This window comes from Caballeronia arationis (assembly GCF_001544975.2).
In the GTDB taxonomy this organism is placed as follows: Bacteria; Pseudomonadota; Gammaproteobacteria; order Burkholderiales; family Burkholderiaceae; genus Caballeronia; species Caballeronia arationis.
On record NZ_FCOG02000161.1, the window covers coordinates 1 to 12240 of the forward strand.

Genomic DNA, 12240 nt, shown 5'->3' on the forward strand with positions numbered 1-12240 from the left:
TTATGAAGATCAAGCTCTTCTACAAAAACATCGACTACGCGCACGGGGTTGGTGTCCGTCACGTAGTCGTCAAGTGCTTCTGGGAGGAGAAAGCTTTGTGTACGATTGTCGCCTTGAACGAACCGCTTCATCTCGCTCATCCTTCGCTATCGGATGAGCTATTTTACCGCGTCAAAATGGCGTTTTGACACGGTCTGGGCCGAGTCCGGCCAAAGATGAAACGACACGCCCGGTCATCGTTGCTCGGATCGCGACTGTCGCAAGCCATCGACCCTTTTCGGCCGTTGCGACCTCCATGATGAACGGCCGCTTTCTGGCCCAAAGCCGTCTAGGGGTGAAAAGGCGCGGGCGAGTGCCTGAGCCATCTCGCTACTTGTCGGCTTGTCGACCCGACTGGGGGCAGTTCACCTTGTACAATCATGGCGGCCAAACCCCGAAGTCAACTTAAGCGAGTCAACTTGGCAACCTCACAACATCCGACTAGTTCTCGAGGCATCTCCAGTGGTGGCGCCGCCGCCGCAGGGGGTATTGGGTTTCAGGCCCAACTTGGGGCGCTTTTCGGTCTGCAGTTGCTCGCCCAAGTTCCAGTCGACCACGTACTAGAATTGGGGGCAGCCGTCCCTGTCTGGATTCGGTTCGAGACTGAGGCACCTGTGGACGACATCTTGGTGGCAACCTCGAAAGGCGGGTTCATCGCGGTGCAGGCCAAGACGACCGTGAACCTCTCGTCTGGGGCTGACAGCGGCTTGGCCAAGACCGTCCAGCAATTCATTCGACACTGGCTTGTCTGCCGCGATGGTCAGGGCGAACAACTTTGGGATCGCTGCCTCGATCCGAACAAGGACCGACTCGTGCTGGCAGTGGGGCCCACGGCACCCGCTTCGATTCGTGTGGATCTCCCGGCAGCGCTGAGGTCTCACTCGCAGCCATCGCCAAGTGCGCTAACGCAAGGCCAGCAAAGGGCACTGGAGGTGTTCGAGACATGCATGCGGGACGCCTGGAGTAACACCACGGCCGAACCATGGAGTCCGACCGTGCTTCGAAGCGTTGCACAGCTTGTGAGAGTGATGACATTTGACCCGGTTGGCGCGTACGCCAACGTCATGGAGGGACTAGCGGCGAGGGCGACGACAACGGATCAGGCTCGACCGTTGACCACCGCGCTGACCCAGATCAGCCAGCGCTGGATGACCGAGCGAAACGGTGGCGACTTACCTCAACTGCGGCAAGCCGTCATGCATACACAAGTGCCGCTGTCTGCGCCGCCGCGCTTCGAAGACGACATCCGCAAGCTTAGGGAGCACTCGACGCAAATTGCTGCCGACTTGCGGCCCTACGAGCAGATCGAGAGGACCGAGGGCGTCATCCGAATCACCCGGGAATGCCAGGCAGCCGCCTTGGCCGCGGCTCAAGAAGGATCGCTCCTCTTGATTGGCGAGCCCGGTGCCGGCAAGAGCGCTGTCATCAACGCGCTGGCCCGTGAGTTGAGGAGCCATGGCGACGTCGTCGAACTCGCGGTCGACCGCTATAGCGTTCAAGACCTCGTTGGACTGAAGAACGAACTGGATCTCGAACACGACCTGGTCAAAGTGCTCGAGGCCTGGGACGGCCCATCGGGCGGATGGCTAGTCGTCGACGCCCTCGACGCTACTCGTGGTGGACAGGGAGAGGGCGCGTTCCGATCGCTGATCGAGCGCGTTCTCGCCTTGAAGGGACGCTGGAAAGTCGTGGCCTCGATACGGACGTTCGACCTGCGCATGGGCGTCCGATTCCGTGAGTTGTTCGCCGGTAGTCCGGCCAACCCGGACCACCGGGATGCCGCGTTCCCAACGGTGAGGCATCTGCTTGTGCCTCCTTGGTCGGAGGAAGAGTTCGACCAGGTACTGAACCAAGCGCCAGAACTCCGTACCGCCCTCGATGGCGCGCCAACGAAGCTTCGGCAACTTGCGCTTGTGCCTTTCAACACGCGTCTCATCGGAGAGTTGCTCCGCACAGGAATGGGCGCTGAAGCACTTCGCGAGCTCGCTAACCAAGCGGGCCTGCTGAGGCTGTATTGGGAGCACCGGGTGACGCCGTTGGGGTCGCGCGCCGATGCCTGCTTGCGCCTCGTTGTTCAAGCGATGGTCGATAGCCGAGCGCTGCGGGCCCAGACGCACGTCATCGCTGCCACGGCGCCCGATGCCTTGGATGCACTTCTTCTCCAGGGCGTGTTAGCCAAGGTCGAGAACGAGCGCTTTATCCAGTTCCGTCACCATCTTCTGTTCGACTATGCCGCCTCGCGACTTCTTATGGACGTCGATGGGCTCGTTTCAGGCGAGGTGCAGTACCTGAAAACTCAGACGATTGGTCTGATGCTTGCGCCGGCGATGGGCTTCCTGCTGCAGGAGCTGTGGGGGGCACAGCCGGATCACGAGCGCTATTGGATCGCCGTCGAAAGGATAGTCGGCAATCCGGAGGGAGACCCAATCCTGCGCAGCGTGGCCGGAAGGCTCAGCGCCGAATTGCCGGAGGACACTACAGACACTCATGCCATCGCAAAGCATGTCGCCGACGGTCGAGACATGGTGCCTACGGCACTTTGGCACGTGGTGTCTGCGCTGGCCGTGCGTCTCGAAGACCATCCGAATGTGAGTCTCACGCCATGGGTCTCGCTTGCCGGTGAACTTGCTGCCAGCGTCGAGCGAGTGCCTTCCCCATTGAGGACGCTGCTTTACCTCTTGATCAACACGGCGCGTCCGTCTCAGGCAGGTGAGGCAGTCGGTTTTGCGGCAAGAGCACTGTTGGGATTCGTGTTCGGCCATCCTGACTCGAAAATCGATGCCGCGCTAGTCATCCCCAATGTCGTCGCCACCTACGCGACTGCGCCTCCGGAGTCTCGAGCGCTCTTAGAACGAATCTTCGAACCTGAGCGCGCCGATGTCCACAACTGGGAGGACGTTCCGGCGCTGTGCCGTGAGATTTCCAAACTGGCCGACGCCGATCCGGATTTCGCTGCAACAGTGTATTCGAGGACGTACGCAGGCACCGTCAAAGACGATGTCACTACCAGCATGGGCGGTCGAAGTCAGATCCTATCTCTGACGTCGAACTCCAGGCAGGACTACAGCATGGCGCTTTTCTCGCTGTGCGAGTTCTTCCCGACGTTTCTGCAGAATCACCCTCGAGCGGCTACCCGAGCGTTTGTGGAATCGGTAGACCACTACATTCGGCGGGAGCACGAGCTAGCAGAACGCGAAGTTATCACCCGAACGATCGAAGGCCGGACTCTCCGACTTGAAACCGACCTGAGTCACATCTGGGGTCACGACCCTGACCACAAGTATGGCCAGGATGGCGCAGCCCTGATCGCGAAGTTCTTGCCTGCGTTTGTTGCATTGCCCGAGTTCGATGCTCGCTCGGTTGCAGACCAAATCTCGAGTTCATCGGCATGGGCATTGACATGGGCAAGGCTCTTTCTTGCGGCAGTGCGACGCAACGATAGCTTGATCGACCGGCTTTGGCCAATTGCGGCAGATGAAGCGTGGCTCTCCAATATCGATACCCAGAAGGATGCGATCGACCTCGTAGCCCACGGGTATGGGCGGCGCAGCATGGCTGAGCGGGAGGCGCTCGAAACTTCGGTGACGACATTCTCAATGGAAGGGTACAAGTCTCCGGAAGCGGCCAGGGAACACCTGATCCGGCGTCTGTACAGCGTCATCGGGCCTGGTCAGCTCGTCACCGAGAGTGCACGTGCCATTCTTGCGGCCACGCCAGCAGAATCGGTCGAGCGCGGCCTTCGAAACGAGCGACCATTTCGCATCACAAGCGGATTCGGTCGGTCTGAGCCCTTTTTCTGGATCACAGACCTGGACAGGGATAGACCGTCGAATATCACCGTCATGGAGGCCATCGAGGCGGCCCGGGACTACATCGAGGCCAAGCCTGGTCACCCGTCGACCGACGCAATCGATACGGGGCGCACGCTCACATTGCTTGAGGCAATCGTTCTTGGCCTAGAGGCTCCTGACGTGGACGAAGCGCTGCGCAGCCACAGTGAAGGCGTCATCGGCCAGGGATGTGGACGACTTGCGCAGGGCGAGCGCTTGGTTGTCAGGGAGGGCTTCGATCCGACCGATCGTTATCTTGCGCTCTTTCGAATGGCGGCCACTTCTGGCAACCCGGAGGTCACCGACGATACGGAGTCTCAGTACGAACAGTCCCAGTCTTGGGGCGGGCCTGCCGCTCGCATTGAGGCCGCAACGGCGGTGCTGGACGTTTGCCTGCAGCGGCCCGATCTGTACCCGCGACTTGCGGAGGATATCGATCGTTTTCTGAATGATCGCCATCCTGCGGCGCGGTCTGAGTCGGTCGGGCATCTCATTCGATTGTGGGATCTCGATCGGGCTGGTTTCTGGCGGCGCCTCGAACTTCGTCTTGAACGAGAGACCAACTTTGCGGTCTTGGGCTCAGTCGTCAATGTGCTGCGAATGGTCATCCATGTCGAACCCGACCGAAGCGAACGACTGACCCTCGCGCTCCTTGCGCGGTACAGTGGCACGGCGAAGCAGGCCGATCTTGAGGGCTCTCTGGCTGACCTCGTTGCGATTCTTTCGGTGACCCATCAAAGAGCCTCAGCGGAGGCCGTCCTGTCCAGATGGTTGGACGACCCGTCTGCGCACAGCGGACAGCTCGTAACGATTCTGTTCACGCTCCGCGATGCAGTCGTGCTGGGCCTGCATCCTGGCCAATCAGGGGAAGGTGCCCTTCGGCATCGAGCCCAAGCCCTCCTTCATCGAATCGTCGTTGCCGCCAGCGGACCACTTGCAGCGTATGACCTGAGCGTCGCCGTTCCCGACGACCAGGTGCCGATTTTGAAAGCATGCATCGAGCTCATCGACAAGGCAGCCATGGAGCTCTATTTCGCGACCGGTCGAGTCAACGGCGGTACGGGAATTGACGAAGCTGGGTGTGAGATCTACTTGCGCGAGATAGCGTCGACGCTCGAGCTTATCGCAGATCAAGCACAGCCGCACACCATTTACCAACTCCTGCAATTGGTGGAAATTCTGGCTCCTCAAGACCCGGAGCGTGCATTCGATTTGACCGCGCGTGCGATTCGGGGGGGCGGCGCCAAGGGCGGCTACCAATACGAACCGTTGGGCGCCGAGCTGATGGTGCGACTGATAAGCAGCTTCCTCGCCGATAGCAAGGAGATCTTTGGGGCCAATGAACGGCGGCAGGCGCTCGTGGACTGCCTCGATATCTTCATGGAAGCAGGGTGGCCGTCGGCGAGAAAGCTGCTCTATCGTCTGCCGGAGCTGCTCCAGTGATTCGCGAAGTCACGGAGGCAGAGTTCATCGAACGATTTGCCAATCTGATCGATCGCTTCGATGCGTCGATCGCCACAGACGCGCGCCCAGAGTTCGCCGGCGCGGAGGCAGGCGATCCTCACGAGCACACGACTCGCGTTCACTTTCTGGATGAGCTTGTCGAACTGCTTGGTTGGTCGCTCGGATTGGGTGGGGACATGGCGGAAGAGGCCCGTCTTAAGGGCGAGACGACCACGTTCATGGACTACCTTGGCGTCAGAGCAGACACCTATGCTCCAGCCTTACTCATTGAGGCCAAGGCTTGGGACAAGGCGTTTCTGCAGCCTCGAACGAAGGTACCTTTTGAAGCCCCAACCCTATTGGGTGAAGGAATTAATCATTGGAGAACCGGTGGGGAGGCGAAAAACTCCCCGGTGGCAGGGCAATGGCATGCCTACATCGATCAGGTGGGCGGCTACGTTAAAGGTCTGAAAGACAGACATGGTCACACGCTGCCAAGAGCCGTGATCACAAGTGGGCAATGGATCGTCGTGTTCGTTGACCCAGTGCAGGCCTTCGTCGAGGGCACCGTCGAAGACGTCAAAATCAAGGTCTTTCAGAAGCAGAATTTCAAGGCTCAGGCCAGCGAATTGTTTTCACTGATATCGAAGAAGGCTCTCGCTGCCGAGACGCCCTTCAGCGTGCGGCCTACGCAGGTTTTGGACTACCTCACAAAGGACTTGGTCGTTGCATGTTTTCACGCGGTTCACGTGAGTTACGAGGCAAGCGGATCGCCTGTCTTCGGGAGAAAGCCGCGTGTATTGGTCTATCCCGCGCTGGTGCTGCGTGGGGCGGACAACATGCTCCTTACAGTACTCGAGGAATCTGAGGAGTCCTTGCTCGAGTACACGAAGGACGAGACAACGGACGAACTCTCTCTGGGTCCGCACGTCGACAAGCTTGCTGCCGGTGCCGCAGCGCTACTGGCGCGAACAGTAGAGCAGCTCGACCTTGAGCTTCGGCCCGCGCCGATTGTCGATTTTCCTGGGTTCCCGCGCGAGCCGATGCACAAACCGGCGGTCACGCGGCCGCTGGCGCGTTCAAATCCCAGAGAGCGCGATAACTGGATCATCCTCACTGGCCAAGCGACCCACTTTGTCAAAACTGGCCCGGACGTGGACTGCAGATTCCATAAATGGAGCGTCTGCAATGTCGCTCGCCTGGCAGCAGGACCGTCTGCGATCTCTAGGCCGGTGTTGGCGAAGCCGAGAGCCCTTTTCATCGATGAAACGCCGCATCACTGCGCCCACCGTGATGTCGTGGACCGCAGAGAGCCCCGATGTCAGATACACATGATCGACGCGAGCCTTTGCTGTCGCGGCTGCACTTTCGTTTCAGATTGTTGGCCCGGCAATACCCGCCCGCCGCTGCCGTGTGGCACCTAGCACGCTATCGAGATGACAAGACCGCGGCCGCCCGTGAAGCGACCAGGACGTGCAAGAAGGTCTAGCCTGCGAATTCCGCGACATCCGGCGCACGTTCGAAGTGTTATTCGCGAATCTGCGGACCGCCACGCGACATGACCGCTTTGCGAACGTCAATCACCGTTCGCTAAATGGAGGCAGAACGACTGGTACCAGCCTAGAGCGGACATCGCTTGGCGCCGTCACGACGACCGCTTTTGGCCGGTTGCCGAAGATCGCAGTTCGAGCGCAGGGATCTCCGGCGACCTCGGCCCGAACTTCCGGACCCGACCCAACTCGGTCGTTTGCCCATCGCGTACTGTACGTCTCTTCCGGAAGAACAGCGGTCACTCACGGCCAGCACGCGGTCGAGGCTAACGACATGGACAGTATCAGGTCGTGGAACGCTGGAACGCGACTCACGTCTTACAGTAACTGAGCAGTCGGCAGTTCAGGCGACCGCGAAAGCTCCGCAGAGCTACCTGTCCATTTCGGCAGGCCTTTGTTTTAGTGGACAGTCGCAATAATTGGCCTCCACGTATTGCGACAGTCCTGGAAAGGCGCCGCTCGCGAGCTAACTTCACGTGGCGATTTCCGATGCCATACAGGTAAGGAACAAGGTCTTTCACGGGCAATTCACAGACCGTTGTTTGCAAACGAACGACCGAACGACCTTGAGTTGCTAGCGGCGAGTACTAGGCGGTGGTGTGAACTGCTTGCAGCGGCAGGAGAAGAGAGGCTGGGTACGATGGCTTCGCTCGTCCGTCGCTTCGCAAAGGACGGCCAGGGTCGACCAGTAAGCGGAAGTTGGGAAGCCTCGACGACTATAAGCACTTCCTCGCCGAGCACGGCGAGTGGCGACGTCACGGTCGTCGCTCTGTTACCTGAAGGATTGAAATTCTCGCGACGGTCGGTTTAATACACACCTGTCGTCTTCATCGAACGCGTCGGATTGATAGACCGGATGCGCTGAGAGCTTCCGAATTTGCCTCTCCATCTTGACGACGGACAGTGTAAACGTGTCCACCGCGCGGGTCGGAGACTCCAACGCCAGATCAACATCTAGGGACTGCAAACTTCTGCTTGACGCTTGGCTGTATACCCTTGCGAATGCGGCGAACGCGGCCAATGAGGAAGTGCTTTTGATTGGAATTAATCTGGCGCGTGCGCGGATGGAAAACCCCGGCTAGACCTTCGTTTCACCGCTAGCGAAACCCTTTCCGGGAACATTATACCTTTCTCTTTAAGCAAATTGCAGACGCCGGACATAACGTTGCAAACTGCGCGCTGAATTGGATCTGAGCGGGCGCCGTAGTTCGGTCCGCCACGACATAGCCGACCCGTTGAAAGAATTGGGCGGCGGTCGTGGTCAGCAACCACAGTTCAATAATGCCATCCGCCCGCGCCACGTTCTCAGCATACGCCACTAAATGGCGACCCAGTCCGTTGCCACGGGCGCTTTTCGGGACGACCAGTGACCGCAGCAGCGCGTTGGTCGCAAATTTTTCGAGCCCGACGCTACCAACGAGTGTGCCGTTCGCGTCCTCTGCTACCGCGAAGTCCTTCAGTGCCGCGGCGGTGATGTCGGACGCCGGCAGTTCGTTCTCTGCCAGCAATGCTTTGATGGCATCGAGGTCGTCGCTTCGTGCGGCACGCATTTTTATTGTGGACATGTCGGTTTTTGGACTTCGGAGAGGGACCTAGTACGCCTCACTCGTCGCCGAGCGACGGCTGAGCCTGACGGCCACGAGAAATGCGAGTGCAGAGACTATCGAGACGAGGAACACAGTCCGCTCGACCGCCGCGTAGCCGTGCGTGAAGCTCCAAATGCTAGCGGCAGCAATCGGCGCTATTCCCTTGGCAACATTCGACGGGAACGAGAGCATGCCGCTAACTGCACCGTACCCTTCAGTCCACATCAGGTCCTGGACGATGGTGCCCCGGAGGATTGTCATCATCCCGTTAGCAGCACCGTAGCCGACTGCAAACAGCCACAGGAGCGCCGCGGATTGTCCTCCGAAAATTAGGACAATAGTCGACAGCGGAAACAACGTCACAACGATAATGCCCACCGTGCTCATGTGGACCGTTCGGCCAAACGTGAACCACACCGCACGAGCGGCGACCTGGGCCGGCCCGATGAGCGCCATGGTGGTGACTGATACACCATTCGACACCCCTCGCTCGACCATCAAGGGAACAAGATGGAATGTAAGCGCCGCGAACGTTGCATAGTAAGCGGTGAAGCAGACAGCAAGCGCCCAGAACGTTGGCGTTCGAAGAGCACGGCGTGTGGCGGCATCGTTCGCGAGCTTTACTTCCCCCCTGTCCGGTCGCGAACCGCCTTCCAACGGCAACGAGCGGATGGCCACTGCATGAATCGGTAGGCAAATAACGAGGTTCAAAACTGCGAGCACAACGAGAGACATTCGCCATCCCACCGAGCCGACTAGAAACTGAGTCAGCGGTATAAAAGCAGTACTTGCGAATCCGGCCACAAGCGTAATCAGCGTGATTTTCGTTCTGAAGCTTCGGGGGTATCGGTGTGTGACGACTGCGAACACTGGGTCATAGAAGGTCGCGGCCATGGAAACCCCGAGACCTACCCAGGCGACGAAGAGCAGGGTCAGTGATTGCGCGTCTGCCCATAGCAACAGCATGGCCGCCGCGATGACCGAGCCGACCGCCATCACTCGTCGCCCGAGTCCGTGGTCAATCCAGCGACCGATTGGATAGGCTGCAAATCCCGAAACCAGCAGTCCGACTGAAAGCGCTGCGTTCGTCGCCGTCCTGCTCCAGCCCATCGTCTGTTCCATGGGTACGACCAGTAGCGAAAAGGAGTAGTAGACGGAGCCCCATGAGACGAGTTGCGCCAACGCGAGAGCCCAGGTGACTAGCCTGTCTTGGCTATCCGCCGGTCCAGTGTTGTCACTCGCTTTTTCCGTCCGGCTCGATACTGTGCTCAATTTTTTAACCTCTCAACTCGCTCAGGTTGGAGACACTGCCGCCAATGGTGCGAAAGGCGTCGCAGCAGAAGAAGGTCGCCGACGCGAGCCTGTGCGCCAGGACAGTTGCGACGCGCTCGTGAAATGGACTCGGGTGGAGTTTTGACACCGTCGCAGGCGCTGAATCGACGGTGCCGAGAAAGCCGAGTCCGTCGCGGTTGCAGAACTGCTCAACGCGCCGAGCAAGGAACGTCGTTCGCGCATGGCTGAGCGCCGCGCCGAAGCCTCCGCGGCCAGCGGGCGTTGCTAATGCAACAAAGAACTTCGTTCCCTCATCGGCGAGACAATTGCGGGCTCGCAGCAAAGGGGTCTCCCAGTCGCACGTTGGCCAGATGGGCCCGAGCAGTTTGGCGTCCATCAATAGGACAGCGGCGGTCGAGCCGCCTTGGGCGAGAAAGCGCGCCAGCTGAAGCTTCTCGTCGACCGACCCCGTCAAAGCACTTGCTGACGCTGAGTAGCCGGTCTCTCGCTGGAAGGCCTGCGCCAAGTCGACCGCGAGCGAGATGCAGCCGGTCGATGTCGCAGACCGCAAGGCGGTTGGCACCTGCCATGGACCACCAACACCGCGCTGTGCTGCCAGCAGAATGAATCCCTGCATCGAATGGCACTGCCACCCGCCCGAGACGGGCAGTGGGCGTTCGTCGGTATTCAGGCCTTCGGCACTCATCGTCGCTCTCCGAGGATTTCATATTTCCAGAATACCGGAAATGTCGTAGAATGCAAGTAATCGAGGTGAGAATTCGAGCCGTTCAGGTGGCCGGCGAATACGCCTTGTGTTGACTCGATACCTCCATATATTTGGAAATATCAAACAGCAAGGAACGCAGATGACTGTTCATCCGACAAGCGCCGACCATAGTCTTCCGGCCGCCAAACCAGAATTCTTCGACACCGACATTCCCCAGCGGCTTGGAATGAAGGGGCAAGCGCCGGTGCGGATACTGCTGCTCTACGGCTCGTTGCGTGCGCGCTCGTATTCGCGGCTGCTCGTTGAAGAGGCTGCGCGTCTCTTGGAACGGTTCGGGGCGGAGACTCGAATTTTCGACCCGAACGGTCTGCCGCTCGCCGATGAGCCAGATTCGGACAACCACCCGAAAGTTCGCGAACTGCTCGAGCTCTCCATGTGGTCCGAAGGCCAGGTCTGGTGTAGCCCCGAGCGTCACGGGACAATTACCGGGCTCATCAAGACGCAGATAGACCACCTACCTCTTTCGCGCGGCGGTGTTCGTCCGACGCAGGGACGCACCCTGGCCGTGATGCAGGTCAGTGGCGGTTCTCAGTCGTTTAACTCCGTGAATCAGCTTCGTCAACTCGGGCGGTGGATGCGCATGTTCACCATCCCCAACCAGTCGTCCGTGGCGAAGGCATTCGAGGAATTCGACGATGAAGGCCGCATGAAACCGTCGCCCTATTACGACCGCGTGGTCGACGTTATGGAGGAACTGGTTAAGTTCACGCTGTTGCTCCGTGGGCGTGCAGATTATCTCGTCGACCGTTACAGCGAACGCGTGCAGGAAGGCCGTCCGCTCGACCCCGCGACGGACCTGGCTTCTCGGGCAATCGCCGACCATTCCCGCAAGGAAACATCAGCGAGTAACCGGTAAAGGACTGTGATGGCGACCCTGGATTCGAAGTTGGCAGTCAAAGCGCTCGCGGCGCTCGCGAACGAGAACCGTCTCGCGGTCTTTCGCCTATTGGTTACGGCCGGACGGTCCGGGATGAGTCCGGGCACCATCGCAGAAAAACTGGGACTCGCTGCGCCTACGCTGTCATTTCACCTGAAGGAGCTCGCAAACGCGGGACTGATTGAGGGGAAGAGTCAGGGCCGGTTCATCATCTACTGCGCCAGCTATGACCGCATGCAGACCCTTATGGATTTCCTGATGGAAAACTGCTGCGCAGCAGAGCAATGCAACTGCGCGCCCAACGAAACGGAGGCGTAAATGAAGCGATTTCACGTACACGTTGTTGTGCCCAAGCTCGACAAAAGCGTGCAGTTTTACAGCAGCATGTTTGGCGCACAGCCCACTGTGCTCAAGGACGACTACGCGAAGTGGATGCTGGAAGACCCACGCGTGAACTTCGCCATCTCTGCTCGTGGCGGCGAATCAGGTGTCAATCACCTCGGCTTCCAGGTCGACAGCGACGAGGAGTTGACCGCACTCCGCGAGCAGGTTCTTACCGGCAGCATTGCAGTGCAGGACCAGCCAGCGGCTCAGTGCTGCTACGCAAATTCGAACAAGTACTGGACACAGGACCCCGCTGGCGTGCCGTGGGAGACGTATCACACGCTCAGCGGCATCCCGATGTTCGGCGCGGACAGCCACCAAACGGCACCCGCGGACACTGGCGGACCTTGCTGTGCTCCGGGAACATCGATTCTGGCCGTGATTGAGAGAAAGGTCGGCTGCTGTTAGCTCGCTACCACAATAAGCGACGGCCGCCGAATGTTATTCGGCGGCCGTCGCTGTTCTGTATATC

Annotated in this window: 8 protein-coding genes; 5 read left to right on the plus strand and 3 right to left on the minus strand. The window is 59.4% G+C overall.

Annotated elements, in window-relative coordinates; genetic code table 11:
• Positions 1-653 precede the first annotated feature (653 nt).
• Positions 654-5312: a DEAD/DEAH box helicase family protein gene (locus AWB81_RS36820; protein ID WP_062642811.1), complete on the plus strand. Its 4659-nt coding sequence runs from the start codon at positions 654-656 to the stop codon at positions 5310-5312.
• Entirely contained in the window at positions 5309-6736 is a 1428-nt protein-coding gene (locus AWB81_RS36825) for a hypothetical protein (protein WP_062642813.1), read from the plus strand. Before AWB81_RS36820 ends, AWB81_RS36825 begins: the two co-directional genes overlap by 4 nt.
• A 1247-nt stretch (positions 6737-7983) precedes the next feature.
• Here the strand turns inward: AWB81_RS36825 and arsN2 are convergent.
• Genes arsN2 through AWB81_RS36840 form a run of 3 tightly spaced genes read right to left on the minus strand, consistent with a single transcriptional unit; the run spans position 7984 to position 10426 of the window.
• Entirely contained in the window at positions 7984-8427 is a 444-nt protein-coding gene (arsN2, locus tag AWB81_RS36830) for an arsenic resistance N-acetyltransferase ArsN2 (RefSeq protein ID WP_235026094.1), read from the minus strand.
• Positions 8428-8454: 27 nt separating this feature from the next.
• Positions 8455-9720, minus strand: coding sequence for an MFS transporter (locus AWB81_RS36835; protein ID WP_062642815.1), 1266 nt, complete (start codon positions 9718-9720; stop codon positions 8455-8457).
• Positions 9721-9724: 4 nt separating this feature from the next.
• Positions 9725-10426, minus strand: coding sequence for a hypothetical protein (locus AWB81_RS36840; RefSeq protein WP_062642817.1), 702 nt, complete (start codon positions 10424-10426; stop codon positions 9725-9727).
• A 160-nt stretch (positions 10427-10586) separates the two neighbouring features.
• Between AWB81_RS36840 and arsH the strand changes: the two genes are divergently transcribed.
• The 3 genes from arsH to AWB81_RS36855 are packed head-to-tail and all read left to right on the plus strand — an operon-like array spanning position 10587 to position 12176.
• A complete protein-coding gene (arsH, locus tag AWB81_RS36845; protein WP_062642822.1) occupies positions 10587-11363 on the plus strand; it encodes an arsenical resistance protein ArsH in 777 nt (258 codons plus the stop codon).
• A gap of 9 nt (positions 11364-11372) precedes the next feature.
• Positions 11373-11702 (plus strand): ArsR/SmtB family transcription factor, encoded by a 330-nt coding sequence (locus AWB81_RS36850; protein ID WP_087135445.1) that lies wholly within the window; start codon positions 11373-11375, stop codon positions 11700-11702.
• Positions 11703-12176, plus strand: a complete 474-nt coding sequence (locus AWB81_RS36855) for an ArsI/CadI family heavy metal resistance metalloenzyme (protein WP_062642824.1) — start codon at positions 11703-11705, stop codon at positions 12174-12176.
• Positions 12177-12240: the final 64 nt, after the last annotated feature.

What these genes read in the sequence shown, in the direction of transcription:
- arsN2 (WP_235026094.1), bottom strand. Translation starts at nt 8,427, where the DNA reads ATGTCCACAATAAAAATGCGTGCCGCACGAAGCGACGACCTCGATGCC.
- AWB81_RS36840 (WP_062642817.1), bottom strand. Translation starts at nt 10,426, where the DNA reads ATGAGTGCCGAAGGCCTGAATACCGACGAACGCCCACTGCCCGTCTCG.
- arsH (WP_062642822.1), top strand. Translation starts at nt 10,587, where the DNA reads ATGACTGTTCATCCGACAAGCGCCGACCATAGTCTTCCGGCCGCCAAA.
- AWB81_RS36850 (WP_087135445.1), top strand. Translation starts at nt 11,373, where the DNA reads ATGGCGACCCTGGATTCGAAGTTGGCAGTCAAAGCGCTCGCGGCGCTC.
- AWB81_RS36855 (WP_062642824.1), top strand. Translation starts at nt 11,703, where the DNA reads ATGAAGCGATTTCACGTACACGTTGTTGTGCCCAAGCTCGACAAAAGC.